Source organism: Caballeronia sp. 11_S32, from assembly GCF_056930355.1.
On the sequence record NZ_JBXOWH010000003.1, the window covers coordinates 2,822,774 to 2,842,660 of the forward strand.

Here is a 19,887-nt window from a genome sequence, read left to right on the forward strand (position 1 = left end):
CATGACTATCAGCGTTCACCTGATCGATGAACGCCCCAAAGGCGCCGGAGTTCCGACCAGTCTCCCCGCAAGACCCGGGAAACGACTCGTATCGGACGGGTGAGTCGCCAAGACGTAGATTGCTGGATGGCCAGCAGGCTCGCGGTCACAGCATGGGCTTGCTGTTCGCTCCGCTGGCGTTCCTCGGATGTCTGTCGGATTTGTTCGATGAGTTGCTGAGCCTGCTCGGAAAGCGTTCTCAGTTCGTCCTCGAGCGTACGGATGGCATGCGTCGCCCGTTCACGTTCATTGAACAGAACGATCTCGCTCGCACGCACCTGTTGCGTCGCCCGTTCACGTTCATTGAACAGAACGATCTCGCTCGCACGCACCTGTTGCGTCGCCTGATCCAACGCAACATTCAATTCATGAATGCGCTCCTGAAGCACCGCCGGCATCCACCTTCGCCCGGACTGCTGATAGGAAGCGTCCCACGGATAGTCACCGATGCTTTCACCCAGCAACGCATGCGCCGCCATCGCAACGATTTCTTCCTTGTCGTGACCTTCCCAGTCTTTAGGCGCCCAGCGGGGCGTCGTCCACATCGCGTGACGCAGAGCTTCTTTCGAATCGATCACCTTTAGCACACAGCCGGCCTCGACGAGCGATGCATCAAGGACGGGCGACGCGCCCCGTGTGGCCCAAAGCCCCGCTTCATAGGCAAACGGAAAGTCGATTTCCTCGCATCGGTTGAAGTTGGTCGGCGATAGAGCAGGAAACGCTACATAGGAAAGGCGATAGCCCTGCTGCAAAAGCAGTTCCGCCAAATTCAAGGACTCCGGCGTCTCGTTGCACTCGATCCAAAGCGACGCGTTGGACGACGCGGCATAGTCGAGCGACGATTCAATGATCTCGCGCTCCATTCCCTCGGCATCGAGCTTGATCAGATCGAATGGACCGTACTGGTCCGCGAGTTCGCTCAAGCTCACCGCTCGTTGCGCGGCAGGCGCGGACACCCGATTCTCACGATTGGCGACCAACGAGAAGGAACCGGCGTTCGCCGGATCGACGAATCCCGCCGGCGCGCTTCCGGAAGCACCGACGACGCCTTCGACCACAACATGTTCAGCCGCAAGGTTTTTCTCGATGTTATGACGCAGCAACGGCACGACAGCCGGATTAGCGTCGACCAGGCAGGCGAACGCCACTTTGGTCAACTGAGCAACGCCGAGTGAGAATGTACCGAGGAACGCGCCGACATCTGCAATGCGTGCATTATCGGGCAGCGCACTCGCTACGAACCGAACTTCGTATTGCGCCCATTCACCATATTTCGCGAGGATCTTGCAGATAAGGTCCTGCTTAGGATCGAGCGTTTCGAGTTCGCCATATCGCGTCACAATCTTCGGCATCAGCCAATTCTCCAGAATTCGTCTCTCTCGGCGAGTTTCAGCGCTCGCGAAGTGTCAAGCCTTGTTCAATCAGTTGATGCCTTGATCCAGGCACCATTTCTTGTAACCGCCGTTTGCCGTCGAAAAGGGATCGGCGAAAGCGGCATGCAAATCTCCGCGACCCCGCCATGCGAGGCGATGCGGGCGAGGCACCGGGGTTCCGTCGTCATAGACGCCGTACGCCCAATAGCTCTTGGGCAAGCCGGTCGCGACATTCTCGGTCAGCCGCTCGCGGTACCAGCGCAGCAATTCGAATACTTCCGACCGGCCGTACGAGTAATGCCGGAGGACCGCTTCGCCCACAGAATTGACTTTCGTGAAGTGGAAAAAGCGAAGCTCGGATTTCCCCGCCAGAATGCGGCCATCGGGAAGCAGACTGATCGGGCGAGTACTCAGATTCCAGCTCGCGACGTTATAACCGCTGTCGCGCAACACCCCGACCGAATCGAAGAGCGCCGGAACAAGATCGCACCAGCGTTGATCGGTGAAAAGACCGTTGGGGACGTCGTCATGGCAAAAGCGCAGCAGCCTGTCGCGCCACCATCTTGCGAACGCCCGCCCGCTTTCCGAGTTACGAACCGCGACGAAACCCAGATTGTAGACGCCATGCTTCAGCGACCCGATTTCGTTGTCCATGACGCCCGTGATCGTCTCTTCCGGCGTGATCACATGGGGTGTCAAGACGACGGAATGTGTCTCGAGCGTGGCCAGCACATGCTCGAGAGGCGCAAACACCGCCGTGTCCGGATCGAGATAAACGACGCCGTCGACATCGTCCTGAAGGAGGCGGTCCATCATCGCGCCCTTGACGGCCGTGCACAGTTCCACGACATCGTGTCCGAAGGCCCATTGCTTCCAGTTGTCGATGCCGAGCTCGGCGACCGTCACCATATGGTCGAAGACTTCGTCGGAGATATCGAACTCGAAGCCATCCGGCTTCTCGTCCGACATGAGCAGCCAGAGCGTCCAGTCGGGATGAAAGCGACGGACGGTTTCCGCCAGCACCCGCGCTCTGTCGAGATAGCTATATGAAATGCTGGTATAGCAGTGAATTTTCATGCGCGGCGCTCCGTCGACACGAGTTCCGAGGAATAAGCGTTCAGCTCAATGTTTCCGTATCCGCGCGCGGCCTCATCCACCCATTTGATGACATCCCCGCTCGCAAACGCCGCCTGCAGTTCGACCTCCTCGGCAAGCGACCGGCCCCGCGCTTCCGGCGTGTCGCACACCATCGGCCATACGTTTCCCGCTCCGAGACGAGCCACGATGAACGCGCCCGCCGCAATGGATTCCTGAGTCGTGAAGGAAAAACTCTCGAAACAGGCGGACCAGTTGATGACAACATCGATTTCACTGTCACGCACTGCTCGCGCCATTGCCGTGCGATCGTCGGGCGTGACGGTCACCTGCCGGAAGGTCACGCCGGGGACTTTCATGTCCCTGCTGCCCAGATGGTAGAAGTCGTATCGCTCGTCCTTGTGATGCCAGCGGCACAAAGCTTCGTAGACATCCCAGCCCTTGTGATAAATCGGTGTGCCGATGAAGGCGATACGCAGCGGACGATCGGGTGTACGAGCCGCACGCGCGCCATCGAATTCGATCCGGCTGGGCGCGATCACGACCGCACGGCTATGCGCGTATCCGCCCTTTTCCTGCCAGAACTGGAGGATGGTGCGCGACGGCGCGGCAACGACCGGCTTCGCGTCGTCGAAGAACGCCTTCATGCGCTCGACATGTTCGCCGCGCTCCAACCCGCTATGGCAGATGCCGCACACTGCGGATCGGTTCGGCGGCGCCTTGCAGAAGCGCGTCTCGTTGCGCAGCAAGTGCACGCTCGGACAGAGCGTGAAGAGATCGTGGATCCAGACCAGCGGCTCTTCCTTGCTGGCCACGATGAGCGCGCCGACCAACTCCGGTGCGAATCCGAGCAGATGATGAACGATCGGCTGAATGCGCGTCCCGTCCCGGGCCAGTTCATCGACGACGGCGATCAGATCCGACATGCGGATCACGCCGCAGGTGTTTCCGTTCAGCGACATGACCAGCAGGAAATCTTCCGCTTTCGCCGGCGGCGCGAGCAATGGCAACGGCTGATTCGGACAGACATGCAGAAACGCCCAGCCATCGGCCATCAACGCGCGCTGCTCGTCTCCGACGACGTTCTGAACGCCGCCCGAGATGGTGAGATAGTGATCGTGGCTGAAAATGATGGCCAGACCGGAAGGGTTCGACCGAAGCGCATCCGTCACCAGACTACGCAAATCACTGACGGGGAGCGGCTTGTCCTGCCGTACGGGCATCCACTCGCGCGCCCGTACACGCGGAGAAATCGCGCCCAGGATATTAGGGATAACGCGACTCGTGGAACTTCGGTAAGCCCATCCTTGGCTCACCGCATCGGCGACTGTGATTTCGCTGCGCGAATCGTAATTCAAAGCATCCCTTCCTTTCAGTATTCACGAAGACGTGGCACGTAGAATTACTCACGAGAACGGCTAGAACGACTTGATTCGCGCTCGACGTTCGGTGACAAAGCCATCGAAAAGCGGATCTTACCAGTTCGGAACGTGCCTCCCCGAAGAGGCAATATCCTTCGTTGTCGCGAAGGCGCTCACGCGGCCTGCAACGAAGATCGCGAATGAACTCAATAATGCAACAATCCGGCAACAGATCCGATCGCCCGGTCAGGATCGCCCGGCGCCGCATTTTATCTAACGTTCTCAGGAACGCAACGCACGCAACATCGAAATCCCACGTCGAAGCGGCGCGGTAGCGCGCCAACTGGTCGACAGACGCAGGGCGGAGATGGACGCTTCGAGCTCGTGAATCCTTGCGTGTGCTTCTCGAATATCCTCGGTCATGAGCGCACGCTTGATGTCGGAGTCCGTCTTCAGGGACTGCAACGTGTGGCTCGCCTCCGCCGCCTCTTCCCGAATTCGCCGAAGCAGCCCGTTTCTGACGGCCCTGTAATCGGTTGCGTTCGCACGTTGTCCGGGCTCGCACAATCGCAAGTGAGCATGGAATTCACATCCGGCATCCACGATTTCGACCACATCGAATGGAGCCAGCCTCAGGAAGCCGACATCGCGAATCAGCAATTCGAACGACGCCGGCGTGAAAACCGAACAATGCGCGTCGTAATAATTGGTCGCCGTTGCTCAGGCGCAGCTTCCAGTCCGCGAAAAGCTGTTCGAGCTCCAGATCCGGTTCCACTCACTCAGGCGGCGTGCCGCGAAAAAAGGCGTAGCTTCCTTTTCCGCCCTCATTGATATGAGCAAATACCTCTCTGAAATCGAAGTTCTGTGCAGGCGTTCGGCCTTTCCCGTTCATCGACGAACGCCTGAATCCATTCCGATAGCCGCGTGACCGGCCTCAGGTAATCGAAGCACGCACGGCGATCAGGAATCGCCATCGAAAGTATCCCGCCCGGCTTGAGCGCTTCCGCGCAACCGCGCAAGAAGCGAATGGGATTAGGCAAATGCTCGAAATTGTGCGAAGAGACGATGTAATCGAAGGCATTCTTCTGCCCTCGCGCGCCGACGAGTTCTCCTATGCTCGTCGACGAGCCGATCAGATCCCCCCTCGATATTCGCAAGCAGCGACTGATCGAAATTGGGATCGTTGGATGCGCGCTCGCGTAAAGTGGCCGTGTCGAATACATCGAGAACCAGGCATCGGTAACCGTCCTGCTTCGGCGCGATTGTGCTAAACCACGGCCCGATCGATACCGCATTGAGATTTGGAGATGTACTTCAGAATCGAATCCCTGCGATCCATCGGCGACTCCTCGAAGCTGCTCGCTCAATCGTATCCGTCGACACAGACGCCATAAAAATTCTTTGCACATGCCGCCGCCATATAGCGCGCCGCGCAGAGCCACCAGACACGGGCCGTTGCTCGGTATACTGATGCGTCCGGACTCTCCAATGCAAACTCTTCTCGACTGCATGCCGAACCAAACCAACGCACAGAATGTAGCAATGCCAGATACCGACGAGCTTGCCGCCCTATGTAACACCGCCCTGGACCCGCTTTTCTGGCGTGCTGATCGTATCGATGCGCTGAGCGCCTGGTGCGGGCACATCCCGTTCGCGCATTGGCTCGTCGCAGCGCTGCGGCCGAAGTCGATCGTGGAATTGGGCACCCACAGCGGCGTCTCGTACTCCGCATTCTGCGCCGCAGTCGAAAAAGCGCAGTTGGACACCCGCTGCTATGCCGTCGACACATGGCGTGGCGACGCCCATGCGGGCACCTACGACGAACCGGTATTCGACGACCTGCAGGCTTACCATCAGCGCCGTTTCGCCACGTTCTCGACGCTGCTTCGTACGACCTTCGACGAAGCCGTAACACAATTTCCCGATGCGTCGATCGATCTGCTGCACATCGACGGTTGCCATACGTATGACGCCGTCCGGCACGACTTCGAGCAGTGGTTACCGAAGCTCAGCGCGCGGTCCGTCGTTCTCCTGCACGACACCAATGAAAGGAAAGCCGACTTCGGGGTATGGCGTCTCTGGTCGGAATTGCGCGAGTCCTACCCTGCTTTCGAGTTCCTGCATGGTCACGGATTGGGTGTGCTTCTGACGGGCGACGCTATCCCGCCTTCGGTGCGCGGTCTTGGCGAACTCGACGCCGCCCGCGTGGCGAACCTCAGAAGCCGCTTCGCCGTTCTCGGCGAGCGCTGGGAGGCTGAACAAAGCGAACGCTGGCGCGCGAACGCGGAGCGCCAGCATTCGGACGCAGCCAGCGGGATCGACGAGATCCATCAGCGCCTGCAACAAGCCGAAAGCGCATTGAACGCCGCCACAAGGCTCGCCGAACGCGAAACCCAACAACGCCTCACCCTCGAACTTGACTTGCGCAAGGCGCGAGCGCGCCTCCTTTCCGTAGAAGACGCGCGCGCCGACCTCGAAGCGCAAATGGAACGCGCCCTCGACGATGCCCAAACGCGCGCATCCGAGGCGGAAGAAGCCTTGCGCGGCATCGAATCCAGCACCATCTGGCGCGCCACTCGCCCGCTGCGCTCGGTGCTCGCTCATGCGCCCGGAGGACGCCGCAATGTCGGCGCGGTCTTGCGCGCGCGCGGCGCGCGGATCGCAAAACAACTTCCCCTCGGCCTCGGCGGACGTGCGCGTCTGGAAGAAAACGCGCGGATCATCGCAAGCTCGCCGCTCTTCGACGCCGAGTGGTACGTGCAGCAACATCCCGATGCAGGCTCGGGGAAAAGCGCGGCGCATCACTATGCGAGCGCCGGCACGGTGGAGCAGCACGACCCGAGTCCGCTCTTCGACGCGCAGTGGTATCTGAAGCAGAATCCGGATGTCGCCGGGCACGGCATCAATCCGCTCGTTCATTTCGAAAAATTCGGCCGTGCCGAAGGCCGCGCGATACGCGCCCTCGATGGCAAGACGGCGCAACCCGCGATCGAACCGGTCGAACCCGCCTTCCCCGCGCCGGCGACCGGCTGGAAGCCGGAACCGGCCGGTCCGGAACTGCACTCGCTCCTGACGCAGCGATTCGCACCCATCGCGCCGCTCAGGATTTTCCATGTCGCGGGACAGGAACGGCATGTGACGCTCGTCATCGACAGCGTCGACCGCGGCCCGCTCGCCACCGACCCGCGCGCCGGACTCGCCTTCGCCGTCACGCTTGCGAAGCGCCTGAGTGCCGGGCTTCGGATCGTCTCGCGCCTGGAAGCCATCGACACCGGGATCGTCGAGATGCTGTTCAGGCATCACGGAATTGCGTGGGACGGCAACATCGACTTCGTCTTTTCGTGGGTGAAGGACGGCGCGGCAGTCGCCGTGGGGCAGGACGATGTCTTCGTCACGACGAACTGGTGGAATGTGCACGCCGCGATTCAGGTTCTGGAGCCGCGACGGATCATCCATATCCTTCAGGAAGACGAGTGCGCGCTCTATGCCTCCGGCGAAGAGCAACTGCGCTGCGCCGAAACGATTTCCACGCCGCAACTGCGCCTCGTGGTCGATTCGCAGACGCTGCACGCGCACCTCGTGAGCAAAGGCGTCGTTCCGGCCGACACGCCCTGGTTCGAACCCGCCGCCGCGCCCGCCGAGCCGGTCAAAGACGCGCCGCCCGATGCGGGCGGCAAGCGCCGTTTCCTTTTTCACGCACGGCCCCATCAGCCGCGTCATCTCTACTGGCGCGGCCTCGAAGCAATCGGCGCGTGTCTCGAAGACGGCATTCTGAATCCGCAGGAATGGGACGTGCATTTCTTCGGCGCGGGCCTGACGCCGCTGGCGCTGCCCGGCTCTGTCTATCCGCATCTTCACGACATCGCGTCGTCGGCTACCGCTCGCGGCGATCTGGCGCGCGTGATCCAGCGTGCCGATGTCGCGCTGTGTCTGGTGGAATCGGCGCATCCCGGCTACGTGACGCTCGATCTCGCCGGCGCCGGCGTTCAGGTCGTGTCGAATCGATACGGCGTGAAGACATCGCTCGAACGCTATGCACCGAATCTGCTATGCGCCGACTCGACCGTCGCGAGCCTGAAGTCCGCGATTCGCGAAGCCGCGCAACGCGGGCGCGCGCCCGAAAGCGCCGCGCGTTCGACAAACTGGGAAGCGGCATTCTCGTCCGCGTTCGCGAGTCTCGAAATGTCGGCCACGGGAGCCTCGCGCCATGTTTAATTCGGTGTTCGAGAATCCGCTGCGTTATGCGCATCCGTGGGACCTGAACTTCGAGCGGCGCTACGAAGCCCTGATGAAGCGTCCGCGGCGCGTCGCCTACTTTTACGAAAAGCCCGACAGCACGACCTTCCGTTACCGCGTCTTCAACATGGCGCAGGCGCTCGAAGCGGATGCCGATTCCGGCGTTTCCGCGTCGTGGTTCTTTCGCGAAGACATGCCGCAGATGGCGCGCATCGTCGACCGCGTCGATACGCTCGTGTTATGCCGCACGCATTATTCGCCCAGCGTCGGCGAGCTGATCGACCGGGCGCAGCGGCGCGGCGTGCGCGTGCTCTTCGATGTCGACGATCTCGTCTTCGACACCGACTACGTTCACCTTATCCTCAGCTCGCTCGATCAGGACGCGAACAACGAAGCGGCGCTGAACGGCTGGTTCGCGTCCATCGCGCGTCAGGGAACGTTGCTCAAGATGTGCGATGGCGCCATCGTGACGAACGGATTTCTCGGCGAGCGCATCCGCGCCTTCGCACCGTCGCTCGATATCTTTACAGTGCCGAACTTCCTCAATCGCGAGCAGCAGGCCGTGTCCGAGCGCATGTTCGAGCAGAAGCGCGAGCGCGGCTTCGAGTCATCGCAACCGTTTCATATCGGTTACTTCAGCGGCACGCCGACGCATCGGCGGGACTTCGAAATCGCCACGCCCGCGCTCGCGCGGCTCCTGCGCGAGGACAGCCGGCTCAGGCTGCTGATCGTGGGCGTGCTCGAATCCGGCGAGGCGCTCAAGCCGTACAAGCATCGGATCGACCGCTATCCGCTGCAGGATTACATGAATCTGCAACGTCTCATCGCGCGCACCGAGCTGAATATCGGTCCGCTGCTGGACAACCTGTTCACGAACTGCAAGTCGGAGCTCAAGTTCTTCGAAGCGGCCATTACCGGCACGGTCACGATCGCGAGCCCGACCTACGCGTTCCGACACGCGATCACCGACGGCGTGACCGGATTGCTCTCCCGCTCGCAGGAATGGCAGGCGAAGCTCGAACGCGCGATCGAACTGCTGGACGACCGCCAGCGGTACGCGGACATGGCCATCGCGGCTTACGAGCACGCGCGAAACATTTACGGATGGGACCGGCAGACACCGGCCATTCATCGCGCGCTGTCCGGCCAGGCGTCGGATGCGCGACCTGCGCATCCGGCAGGCCGCGTGGCGCTTGCGTGATTGAATCGGGCGCGACGGCCCGAAGAGAGAATCAGCGTTCTTCGATGCGTCCGTGCTGGAAGGTCAGTACGCGATTGCACATCTTCTCGACAAGCGTCGGCGAGTGCGAAGCCAGCACGAGGATCGACGAATTCTCCACGACCTTGTCGAGACGCTCGGCCGCCTTCTCGTTGAACGCGGCATCGCCGACGGACAGCCATTCGTCCATCAGCACGATATCGGCATGAATGGATGTCGATACCGCAAAGGCCAGGCGCAGCAGCATGCCGCTCGAATACGTGCGCACGGGCATGTTGAGGAAATCCTCGCCCAGTTCGCTGAATTCGGCGATTTCATCGAGCTTGCGTTCGATTTCGCTGGGCTTGATGCCCATCATGATGCCGCGCAGGAAAATGTTCTCGTAGCCGGTCGCCTCGTGATCCATGCCGAGGGAAAGATCGATCAGCGACACGATCCGGCCGCGCACTTCCAGCGATCCGCCCACCGGCGGATACACGCCCGCCAGCACGCGCAGCATCGTGGTCTTGCCCGCGCCGTTGTGGCCGACGAGCCCGATGCGATCGCCCGGCTTGAATTGGAACGACACGTCGTCGAGCGCGCGCACGGTCACGCGCTTGGCGGCGTCCGCGGCGACGCGCCCGCCGGTGGTCGCGCGCATCAGCGACTTGCGCAGCGAACGGTGCGACGCGTTGTAGATCGGGAATTCGACGACGACGTTCTGCGCGCGAATGTATGAATCACTCATCGAAGACTCACAGCCAGTATGCGATCCGGTCACGGAAACGCCCTTGCAGCGCGATGCCGATCACGAGAAGTACAAAAGTGGTCGCCAGCGACCAGATCCACGAATCCAGAGGGAAATACCCGTTGATGATCGGCGCCCGCACGATCTCGATGAGATGCGCGAAAGGGTTGTACTGCGCCACCCATTGATGCTTTTCACCGAGCGCCTCGGGACGCCAGATGATGGGCGTGACGTAGAACAGCACCATCGTCGCGTTCTGGATGATCATCGGCATGTCGCGAAAGCGCGTGCAGAAGACGCTCACGATCATCGAAATGCCGAGCATCGCGACAGTGCCGAGCAGCAGTCCCGGCAACGCGAACAATGCGTGCCACGTCAGACTGGGACCGAGCACGGCGAGGACGATCACGATGATCACGCAGTTGTGCGCGAGGATAATCAGGTTGCGCATCAGAATGCGCAGCAGATAGACGCCCATCGGGAAACGAATCTGCTTGATCGTCGATTCGAACTGCGTGAAGCCGGTGCACGCTTCGTTGATCTGCGCGGCGTAGAAGGTCCACACCACATTGCCGATCGCGAAGAACGGCAGGAACGACTTGACCTCGTTCTTGAAGAGCACGGACCACAACACGCCCATCGTGCCGATCATGATGCCGGTGGAGAGCGTGACCCAGAACGGTCCGAGTATCGAGCGGCGATACCGCTGACGGATGTCATACCACGCGAGCAGCGCCCAGAGATGCGGGTTCGCGAGCGCGTCTCCGAGATCGCGCAGCCCCTTGAAGCGGTTGATTGAGGTTGTGTCCATGCCTGCTTGCTGAAATTTAGCCTTGTATTGTAGCCGAATGCATTTTCGCCAAGGCACCGCCGACTTGCCGAATCCGTGCTCGCCGCACACCGCGTTCAGTGCGACTCGCGCAGCGCTTCCGCCGCGCCCGTGCACATCGCGCCTGCCCTCGCCCATCTTGGCGGCACGAACAGAATCTGCAGCACGAAAAGCCTGATCAGCCGGCGCGCCCAGAAACGCTTCCACGGCTTCGGTACGCCTGCCGTGCGAATCAGCCGGATGGAATTCCGAAAATAGAAGTAATCGCGGCGCGGGCCGTGCACCGCGAGCTCACGCCGCCCGAGAAACCAGAAGGAGACGGATTCGTCGCCGATTGCATGTTCCAGACGCGCCTGCGGCACGCAATAGAACGCGAAGCCCGCCCGTTTCGCGCGCAGACACCATTCGATGTCGACCTGATCCACGAAGTACGCCTCGTCCAGCGGTCCCACCGCATCGAAGGCCGCGACCGACACGAAGGTGCCGGACGCGATCAGATACTCGCATGGCGTCGGCTGCGATGGCATAGGGACGAACCGCACGGCGCCATCGACGATTTGCGGCAGCGGCGCGGCCGTCCCCGACTGCCGGTCGACGATCGCGGGCCCCACCGCCCCGACCGCGATCCCGGAATGGGTCAGCGCGTCGGCCGCCGCGCTCAGTTCTGCGACCATGCGCGCGGCAGGCACGCTGTCGTGATCGAGCAGCAGCACGTCCGTCGCGCTCGCGGCGCGGGCCAGCTCGATACCGCGATTCTGCGCTGCCGCGACGCCGATGTTTTCCGGCAGCGCGTGCAGCGCCGCGCGCCCGTCGCACAGGCTCTCGATCTGTTGCAGCGAGTCGGCCCGAGAGCCGTTATCGATCACGATGATGGCGCTGACTTGCGCTCGCGTCGCGCTCAGCAAGGCTTCGAAGGTGGCGGCATCCGGATTCATCGTCACGACGACGGCGATGATCGTTCGATGCCCAGCGCGCATTGCGCCCGCCTCGTTCATAAGCTCGCCGCGTGCTGCGCGATCAAGGAAAGAATGCGCTCGGCACGGCGCGCGTAAGTATGATCCGCGAGCGCGCGCCGCTGCGCCGCGCCCGCGATCGAGACTGCCCTGGCGGGATCGTCGCGCAGCATGTCGACATGCCGGCGCAATTCCGCAGGCGAATCGAAGAGCAAGATCTCACCGGCGTCGGGATCGAAGTAGTCGTAGATTTCCAGACCTTCGACGAACATGCACTGAACCGTTCCCGCCATCGCGGCTTCGAAGGTGCGCGGCCCGGGCGTCGGCGCATCGAGATTGAAACGCGCATTGGCCAGATCGAAGCGGCGTCCGATGTTGAGCGTCAGAAGCGAGCTCGCGTAGTAGTCGGGCAACAGGCGGTTCTCGACGCGCTCATTGCGCGCGAACCTGATCTCCGCCGGCCATTCGGCGCCGAGCACTTCGACGTTCACCCCGGACAAGGCCGGCGCGCAGTCGCGCAGCAATCCGACGCGGTTCGGAAAGCCCACGCCGCAGAAGAACACATCGCGATCCTTCGACGGACGCGGCGCGCGATAGTGATCCCGCCTGCTCGCGCCCAATGGCACATGATGAACGCGCGGATGCTGATAGTGGGTGACAGCCCAGCGGTCGTTCGAAAAGATCACGTCCGCGACGTGCAGGATCTTGTAGTTGAAGTCGAACTCGTAAGGATCGTCGTGCAGCCAGAACGCGAGGCACGCGCCCGTGCGCAGGCAATAGTTCTTCAGACCGTGATAGACGCTCACCGCGGGCATGCACGATCCAAATACGAGCACGAGTTGCGGCGCGAACTCTTCCGCGCAGAATTCGGCGGCTTCCAGCGACGTGACGCGAACGGCCGCCGCGCTCATCAGCTCACTGAACCCTTCGGCGACGTAGCCGCGCAACTGCGCGTTGTTGTTGATCGAATCGGGCGATGCACTGCATACCAGCACACGTTCTATCGTGTCCATAAGATCCTTTTTGCATGTTTTGCCAGCAGCTTCGCCGTGTTCTTGAAGCCATGCGCCGCGTAATAGGCCTGGACATTGCGCAGCTTCGAGCGCCGCAGCTCGTTCATGATCTGGCTGGGCACGACGGCCGCCGCAATTGACTGCAACGATGACGTCGAGGAAGACGCCTGCGTCGCGGGCAGTCGCGGGGCGGCGCCGCCTTGGAACCACGAGGTCGATTGCAGCACGATGCCGAGCTCGGCGATGCCCACCGCGCGCGGTTCGGCGGCAGGCCCGTCGGCATGCGATAGATCGCGGAACAGCTGCCGGTACTGCTCTTTCAATGCGACGACATGCGGCGTGAGCGTCGGGTAAAGCACGCCGGGCTGCTGCGCGTCGATGTTCGCCTTCAGGCTCGCGAGCAGCGTGCGATCTTCGGCGAGCAGCCGGATCGCGTTGATGAGATCGCCTTCCGCGCCGACGCGGATCTTCAGGCCGTTGACGCGATTCCTGACCCGTTCGCCGAGCGCGCCGATATCCGAGACGATCGGCACGATGCCGTTTTGCCACGCCTCCGACAAGGTCAGACAGTATGTTTCCGGCCAGATCGACACATGCACCGATACGTCGCAATCGAGCAGTTCGGCGGGAAGCTGGTCCGCGGAATACGTGCCGTGCACGAAGACGTTGGGGAATGCGGCCTTTTCGGCGAGGTAGGCGTATTCGTCGTCCAGTCGGCCGAACACGTGAAATTCGACGGGCGCGGTCGCCAGTGCGGCCGCGGCGGGCGCGAAGAGATCGCCGCCCTTGCCGACCGTCACATTGCCGAGCAGCGCGACTTTGAGCGGCTGATTCGGCTGCTTCGGCGTTCGTGGTGAAGGTGCGTTGACCGTGTCGTCGTCGAGGATCGGCACGGGCAGCACATGGACGCCGCCATGCTGACGCACCGCCGGATAGATCGCATGGACCAGATTGCGCACGCCTTCGGTGTTGAAGAAGATCAGATCCGCCGCCTCCAGCACGCCGTTCCAGAACGCGCGGCGCGCCGCCTGCGAGCCGGGCAGAATCTGGCGTTTTTTCCACAGGCACAGATCGCATTGCGCGAGCGACACATCTGGTGCGCCGCAGAATTCGCCCTTGAACGAGATCAACTGATATTCGTTGCAGACGGGCAAATAGTCGTGAATCGTCATCGCGGTCGGAATGCCGAGCGAACGCGCGATATGCACGAGCGAGGGCGGGTGCCCGATGAAATGCTGGAAGTGAACGAAGTCGACTTTGCGTTCGATCAGCATCGCGCGAAACGCCTTTTCCCTCTCCGGCGACGACAGCATTTGCACCGCGTAAGGCTCCTTGAACGTATAGCGCTTCAGCAGCGCATAGTTCTGATCGAGCAGCAGCGCATCCCAGTGCTCGCCCGCATTGCCGCGAACGAAGAACAGTATGTCGAACTCGTCGCCCAGTTGCGCGCGCAAGCGGTCCAGATAAATCTCGACGCCGCCGAAATCGCCCCGCGCCACGTAGTTATGACTGACGAAAAGAAGCGTCTTGCGCGCGGGCTTCGTCTGAGCGGTGAACGCGGACGTATCGCCAACGAGCGGCCGCGCGGAAAGGCTGGCGGCTTCGTGGAGCATCGTCGCCACACGTCGGTCATAGGTGTGGTCGCGCAATGCACGCTCACGCGCCGCCGTCGCGATCTCGTTGCGATATCCGCGATCGTTGATGACATCCGACGCCTTACGAATGAAGTCCTGCGCGTCGGAGAACAGCACGATCTCGCGACCGGGCTCGAACGCCAGCGCGACCTCCGCGAGCGATTCCTGCACCAGTTGCACGCCGCCCGCGAGCGCCGCTTCGAACAGGCGCGGCGGCGGCGTTTCCGCGAACTCCTTGTTGCCCGACGCCGAGAACACGCGAGGCAGCAGGATGGTGATGGCCGAGCGATTGACGAAGCGTCCAAAATCCGGCGGCGATGTGCGCCACGTGATGAGGCTCTCGGGCAGATCGACCTTGCGCGGCGGTAAATGCTCGTTCACCGGCAGCGCGAGCTTGAAGCGCCAGTCGGCGGGCATGTCGCCGAGAATGGAGCGCACGAAGGCCGTGCGGTTCGGCCATGCCGTGCCCGCGAAGAACAGTTCGTAGCGCAACGGTTTGTCGGCGGGAAGCACGGGGATGTCGTGAAACTCCACCGCGCCCGCGAGCGGAAGATGGCGGCCTTTCGCGCCGTATTCCGCGACGCTCGACGAATCGTTGGTGAAAACGAGATCGAAGATTTCCGCGTTGCGCTTGTTGACCGAGATCTCGTAAGGATCTTCCGTCACCCAGAGAATCGAGCGTCCGCACGCGTGCGTGAGCCGGGCGCACAGAACGGTATCGAGTTCTTCTCCATCGAATGCGATGAAGAGATCGCATTGATTGCGATAAGCGAGTTCGATTGCATCGAGCGCATCCGCCTTGATGACGAATTCGACTTCGCCGGAACGCGCGAGCGCCTCGCGCAGTGCAATGCAAATATAGTGATTGGGGTTGCGAAACTTGGTGTCAAGTAGCAGGACCCGATATTTATGGCTTGTCATGAATATTCCAGATGTTCGCGCTCGGGGGCCCGAATCCCTTTCATTGACCGGCGACTGTCTATTCGATTACCCTTAAGCTGAATTATTCACTCGGACCTCATCACTTGTCTCGCCGCACTGCCGCCGTCATTGTCACATATGAGCCCGAGCCCGAACCGCTGGCCCGACTGATTCGATCGCTTTCCCCGCAGGTACGAACGATTTACGTCGTCGATAATGCGTCGACGAATATCGAGCATTGGCAACATCAGCTTCCTTCCACTGATTGCCGCGTCATCCGCATGACGAGCAACGAAGGCATCGCGGCCGCGCTGAACCGCGGGCTGATCGCCGCCGAAGCCGAAAGCGGTCTCGACTTCTGCGCCATCTTCGACCAGGACAGCGCGCCGTCCGAGCGGATGATCGAAGCGCTCGAACAGCATCACGACCGCCTCTCTCAGCGTGGCCCCGTCGCGCAGATCGGCCCGTATTTCTTCGAGCACAATCGCGGTATCTTTCTACCGTTCATCGAGTTCAAGTTCGGCATTCCACGGCGCAAACGCGATCCGGGCAACGGCACCTGGACGACCGCGGATTATCTGATCTCGTCCGGTGCGCTCCTGTCGCTCGACGCGCTCAAGAAGATCGGCAACATGGACGAGTCGCTCTTCATCGATTACGTCGATATCGAATGGGGACTGCGCGCGCAAGCGGCCGGCTTCCAGAGCTATGGCGCGTTCGATGTGCGCATGGAGCACCGCATCGGCGAGGAAGCGCTGGACGTGGCGGGCCTTCGTCTCGCCGTGCACAAGCCGGTGCGCCGTTACTACTACTATCGGAACGCCGTGCTGCTGTGCCGCCGGCCCTACATCTCGCTCGCCTGGAAGATCAGCGAAATGACGCGTCTGGGCATCAAGTTCCTGATCTTCAGCACGATGTCCAAACGCCGCGCTGAGGACTTCGTCATGATGTCGCGCGGCATTCGCGACGGACTGCGCGGCGTAACCGGCAAGTACCAGTAAGCCGTGCGCCCGGAACGGTCCGTGAGCCGTGCGAACGTCAGCCTCGCGCCATCAACGCTCCGCGAGGCAAAGCCGCAACGCGTCGTCCCACTGCGGAACCTGCACGCCGAATGCCGCTTCGAGCTTGCCGCACGACATGCACGAGTTGGCGGGCCGCTTGGCGGGCGTCGGATATTCGCTCGCGGGAATCGGCTCGACGGCCGGCTTCTTGTCGAGCGCGGCCAGATCGAAGATGCTCCGTGCGAACTCGGCCCACGTCGTCGATCCGCCCGCGCACAGGTGATACACACCCGCCTTGGCGCTCCACCAGTCGGCGCCCCCGGCCGCGCCTTGCGCCGCGATATGCGCAACGAGCGCCGCGATCGACTTGCTCCACGTCGGTGCTCCGTGCTGATCGCCGACGATGCGCAGCGCGGGCTTGTCGGCCGCGAGACGCAGCATCGTCAGAAGGAAGTTCTTGCCGCGCAGCCCGTAGACCCAGCTCGTCCGCAAAACGAGCGATGCGCCGCCGACCTGCGCAATCGCCTCTTCGCCCGCGAGCTTGCTGGAGCCATAGACGTTCTGCGGATTGGTCGCGTCGGTTTCCACGTAGGCATCCGCTTTCGTGCCGTCGAACACGTAGTCCGTCGAGAAATGCAGGAACGCGGCGTTCAGCTTGCGCGCCTCTTCGGCAATGACGCCAGGCGCTTCGCCATTCACGCGCATGGCCGCGTCGGTATCCTGTTCCGCCTGATCGACCGCCGTGTACGCCGCGGGATTCACGATCAGCGCGGGTTTCACGTCGCGGATTACGGTGCGGATCTGATCGAGGTCGGCCAGATCGAATTGCTTGCGGTCGAGCGCAACGATGCGGCCGAGCCCCTGAAGCGTGCGAGCCAACTCGAAGCCGACCTGACCGTTCACGCCCGTGACGAGGATCGTTCTCTCCTGCGCGGCGCTCATGCAAACGCCTCCGCGTCCGCGAGGCGCTTGCCCGCCGCGTCCTTCGCCGCGAGCATCGGCGGGAAATCGATCGGCCATTCGATGCCGATTTCCGGATCGTTCCAGACGATGCTGCGTTCGTGGGCCTGATACCAGTAGTCGGTCGTCTTGTAGAGAAACTGCGCGCGCTCCGACAAAACGACGAAGCCGTGCGCGAAGCCCGGCGGCACCCACAATTGTCGGTTGTTGTCGGCGGACAGATTCACGCCGACCCACTTGCCGAAGTTCGGCGAGCTCTTGCGGATATCGACGGCGACATCGAACACTTCGCCTTCCACGACGCGCACGAGCTTGCCCTGCGCATGCTGGATCTGATAATGCAGCCCGCGCAGCACGCCCTTCGCGGAACGCGAGTGATTGTCCTGGACGAACTCGACGCCCGCTTCCACATGTTCGGCGAACTCACGCGCGTTGAAGCTTTCGTAGAAGAAGCCGCGCGCATCGCCGAACGTCTTCGGCTCGATGATCTTGACTTCCGGCAGCGCGGTAGCGGTTACTTGGATGGCCATGCGACTTGGTCCTTCGGAAGATTGAGCAGATATTGACCGTATGCGTTCTTCGACAAGGGCTTCGCGAGCGCAAGCAGTTGTTCCTCGCCGATCCACTGCTTGCGATACGCGATTTCCTCGGGACACGCCACCACGAGACCCTGACGCTTCTGCAGCGTCGCGATGAACGTGGCCGCCTCGATCAGCGAATCGTGCGTGCCGGTGTCGAGCCACGCATAGCCGCGTCCCATGATTTCGACGTCGAGCTTCTTGCTCTCGAGGTAGCGCGAGTTGACATCGGTGATTTCGAGCTCGCCTCGCGCCGACGGCTTGATGTCCGCAGCGATGTCGCACACCTGGTTGTCGTAGAAATAGAGACCCGTGACGGCGTAGTTCGAACGAGGCTTCGCGGGCTTCTCTTCGATCGACAACGCGCGGAACTGCTGGTCGAACTCGACCACGCCATAGCGCTCGGGATCGTGAACGTGATAGGCGAACACGGTCGCGCCATCGGTGCGGGTGTTGGCCCCTTCCAGTTGCTTCGCCAGATCGTGGCCGTAGAAGATGTTGTCGCCGAGAATCAGCGCCGAGGGATCGTTGCCGACGAACTCGCGCCCGATGATGAACGCCTGCGCGAGCCCGTCCGGAGACGGCTGCACCGCGTACTGGATATTCATGCCCCACTGGCTGCCGTCACCGAGCATCGACTCGAAACGCGGCGTGTCCTGCGGTGTCGAAATGACGAGCACGTCACGAATGCCCGCGATCATCAGCGTCGACAGCGGGTAGTAGATCATCGGCTTGTCGTAGACCGGCAGAAGCTGCTTCGACACCGCATGCGTGATCGGATATAGCCGCGTGCCAGAGCCGCCGGCAAGAATGATGCCTTTGCGCGCCATCGTCAGCCCCCTTACGCGCGCTGCGCGTAGTTCGTCTCAACCCACTTCCGGTACTCACCGGAAGCGACTTCGTCGGCCCACGCCTGATTGTCCAGATACCACTGAACCGTCTTCGCGAGACCGGTCTCGAACGTTTCGGCGGGCTTCCAGTCGAGCTCGCGCTCGAGTTTGCGCGCGTCGATCGCATAGCGGCGATCGTGGCCCGGACGGTCCTTCACGTAAGTGATCTGGTCGCGATAGGAGCCGCTCGACTTCGGCTTCGCGCGGTCCAGGAGGTCGCACAGCGCGTGCACGACTTCGAGGTTCTTCTTCTCGTTCCAGCCACCGACGTTGTATGTCTCGCCAGGCGTACCGCGCGCGAGCACTTCGCGGATCGCGGAGCAATGGTCGCCCACGTACAGCCAGTCGCGCACGTTCTGGCCGTCGCCATAGACGGGCAACGGCTTGCCCGCGAGCGCGTTCGCGATCATCAGCGGAATCAGCTTTTCGGGGAACTGGTACGGCCCGTAGTTGTTCGAGCAGTTGGTGGTCAAGACCGGCAGGCCGTACGTATGGTGATACGCGCGCACGAGATGATCAGAGCCGGCCTTGGTCGCCGAGTACGGGCTGTTCGGTGCGTAGGGCGTGGTTTCCGAGAATTGCGGGTCGGTGGCGGAGAGCGAGCCGAACACTTCGTCCGTGGACACGTGCAGGAAGCGGAACGCCTGCTTCTCGTCTTCGGGCAACTTGCTCCAGTACATGCGCGCGGCTTCGAGCAGCGTGAAGGTGCCGACCACGTTCGTCTGCACGAAATCGGCCGGGCCGTGGATCGAACGATCGACGTGGCTCTCGGCGGCAAAGTGCAGGATGGCGCGCGGCTTGCGTTTTGCGAGCAGCGCATCGATGGCTTCGCGATCGCAAATGTCGGCGCGCTCGAACACGTGGCGGACGTCGTCCTTGAGCGACTTGAGCGTTCCCAAATTGCCCGCGTACGTCAGCTTGTCGACGTTAAGAACGGGTTCATCCGAGCCTTTGAGCCAATCCAGAACAAAATTGGCGCCGATAAAACCGGCGCCGCCCGTCACGAGAATCATGAATAGCCCTCTGTGTTGCCTTCAGGCAGATTGCCGCCCCGAACG

At 61.9% G+C, this 19,887-nt stretch carries 17 protein-coding genes; 3 read left to right on the forward strand and 14 right to left on the reverse strand.

The annotated features are described in order from the left end of the window. Positions 1-8 precede the first annotated feature (8 nt). The 5 genes from AC1Z32_RS24895 to AC1Z32_RS24915 all read right to left on the reverse strand — a co-directional run bounded on the left by AC1Z32_RS24895 (position 9) and on the right by AC1Z32_RS24915 (position 5,514). Positions 9-1,391 carry an FkbM family methyltransferase gene (locus tag AC1Z32_RS24895; RefSeq protein ID WP_483481412.1) on the reverse strand — a complete coding sequence of 461 codons (1,383 nt, stop codon included), beginning with the start codon at positions 1,389-1,391 and terminating at the stop codon, positions 9-11. A 69-nt stretch (positions 1,392-1,460) separates the two neighbouring features. Continuing rightward, positions 1,461-2,489: a hypothetical protein gene (locus AC1Z32_RS24900; RefSeq protein ID WP_483481413.1), complete on the reverse strand. Its 1,029-nt coding sequence runs from the start codon at positions 2,487-2,489 to the stop codon at positions 1,461-1,463. After that, complete coding sequence (locus AC1Z32_RS24905; RefSeq protein ID WP_483481414.1) at positions 2,486-3,730, reverse strand: glycosyltransferase family protein; 1,245 nt, start codon at positions 3,728-3,730, stop codon at positions 2,486-2,488. Before AC1Z32_RS24905 ends, AC1Z32_RS24900 begins: the two co-directional genes overlap by 4 nt. 420 nt (positions 3,731-4,150) lie before the next feature. Next, positions 4,151-4,528: a hypothetical protein gene (locus AC1Z32_RS24910; protein ID WP_483481415.1), complete on the reverse strand. Its 378-nt coding sequence runs from the start codon at positions 4,526-4,528 to the stop codon at positions 4,151-4,153. A 164-nt stretch (positions 4,529-4,692) separates the two neighbouring features. After that, complete coding sequence (locus AC1Z32_RS24915; RefSeq protein WP_483481416.1) at positions 4,693-5,514, reverse strand: methyltransferase domain-containing protein; 822 nt, start codon at positions 5,512-5,514, stop codon at positions 4,693-4,695. Here AC1Z32_RS24915 and AC1Z32_RS24920 point away from each other — a divergent pair. Together AC1Z32_RS24920 and AC1Z32_RS24925 are read left to right on the forward strand one after the other, a co-directional pair. Next, positions 5,411-8,083, forward strand: a complete 2,673-nt coding sequence (locus tag AC1Z32_RS24920; protein WP_483481417.1) for a rhamnosyltransferase WsaF family glycosyltransferase — start codon at positions 5,411-5,413, stop codon at positions 8,081-8,083. The two genes, AC1Z32_RS24915 and AC1Z32_RS24920, sit on opposite strands and share 104 nt — an antisense overlap. Further along, the gene (locus tag AC1Z32_RS24925; protein WP_483481418.1) at positions 8,076-9,305 is read left to right on the forward strand and encodes a glycosyltransferase; all 1,230 of its coding nucleotides are present in this window, start codon (positions 8,076-8,078) and stop codon (positions 9,303-9,305) included. The genes AC1Z32_RS24920 and AC1Z32_RS24925 overlap by 8 nt, the downstream gene beginning before the upstream one ends. Positions 9,306-9,336: 31 nt before the next feature. Here AC1Z32_RS24925 and AC1Z32_RS24930 read toward each other — a convergent pair whose 3' ends face one another. The 5 genes from AC1Z32_RS24930 to AC1Z32_RS24950 form a co-directional block, all read right to left on the reverse strand. Beyond that, the gene (locus tag AC1Z32_RS24930) at positions 9,337-10,050 is read right to left on the reverse strand and encodes an ABC transporter ATP-binding protein (RefSeq protein WP_483481419.1); all 714 of its coding nucleotides are present in this window, start codon (positions 10,048-10,050) and stop codon (positions 9,337-9,339) included. A 7-nt stretch (positions 10,051-10,057) separates the two neighbouring features. Then, positions 10,058-10,861: an ABC transporter permease gene (locus AC1Z32_RS24935; protein WP_483481420.1), complete on the reverse strand. Its 804-nt coding sequence runs from the start codon at positions 10,859-10,861 to the stop codon at positions 10,058-10,060. Positions 10,862-10,956: 95 nt separating this feature from the next. After that, positions 10,957-11,856 (reverse strand): glycosyltransferase family 2 protein, encoded by a 900-nt coding sequence (locus tag AC1Z32_RS24940; protein ID WP_483481421.1) that lies wholly within the window; start codon positions 11,854-11,856, stop codon positions 10,957-10,959. Between the two features lie 14 nt (positions 11,857-11,870). Next, on the reverse strand, positions 11,871-12,845 hold the full coding sequence (locus tag AC1Z32_RS24945) for a CgeB family protein (RefSeq protein WP_483481422.1): 975 nt from the start codon (positions 12,843-12,845) through the stop codon (positions 11,871-11,873). Next, positions 12,833-15,400, reverse strand: coding sequence for a glycosyltransferase family protein (locus AC1Z32_RS24950; RefSeq protein WP_483481423.1), 2,568 nt, complete (start codon positions 15,398-15,400; stop codon positions 12,833-12,835). Before AC1Z32_RS24950 ends, AC1Z32_RS24945 begins: the two co-directional genes overlap by 13 nt. Positions 15,401-15,504: 104 nt before the next feature. On the opposite strand from AC1Z32_RS24950, the gene AC1Z32_RS24955 reads away from it, so the two are divergent. Next, positions 15,505-16,401 (forward strand): glycosyltransferase family 2 protein, encoded by an 897-nt coding sequence (locus AC1Z32_RS24955; RefSeq protein WP_483481424.1) that lies wholly within the window; start codon positions 15,505-15,507, stop codon positions 16,399-16,401. Between the two features lie 51 nt (positions 16,402-16,452). Here AC1Z32_RS24955 and rfbD read toward each other — a convergent pair whose 3' ends face one another. The 4 genes from rfbD to rfbB are packed head-to-tail and all read right to left on the reverse strand — an operon-like array spanning position 16,453 to position 19,842. Continuing rightward, positions 16,453-17,343, reverse strand: coding sequence for a dTDP-4-dehydrorhamnose reductase (gene rfbD, locus AC1Z32_RS24960; protein WP_483481425.1), 891 nt, complete (start codon positions 17,341-17,343; stop codon positions 16,453-16,455). Further along, positions 17,340-17,891 (reverse strand): dTDP-4-dehydrorhamnose 3,5-epimerase, encoded by a 552-nt coding sequence (gene rfbC / locus AC1Z32_RS24965; RefSeq protein ID WP_483481426.1) that lies wholly within the window; start codon positions 17,889-17,891, stop codon positions 17,340-17,342. The genes rfbD and rfbC overlap by 4 nt, the downstream gene beginning before the upstream one ends. Next, on the reverse strand, positions 17,876-18,769 hold the full coding sequence (rfbA, locus tag AC1Z32_RS24970; RefSeq protein WP_483481427.1) for a glucose-1-phosphate thymidylyltransferase RfbA: 894 nt from the start codon (positions 18,767-18,769) through the stop codon (positions 17,876-17,878). Before rfbA ends, rfbC begins: the two co-directional genes overlap by 16 nt. A gap of 11 nt (positions 18,770-18,780) precedes the next feature. Beyond that, positions 18,781-19,842 carry a dTDP-glucose 4,6-dehydratase gene (gene rfbB / locus AC1Z32_RS24975; protein WP_483481428.1) on the reverse strand — a complete coding sequence of 354 codons (1,062 nt, stop codon included), beginning with the start codon at positions 19,840-19,842 and terminating at the stop codon, positions 18,781-18,783. Positions 19,843-19,887 lie beyond the last annotated feature (45 nt).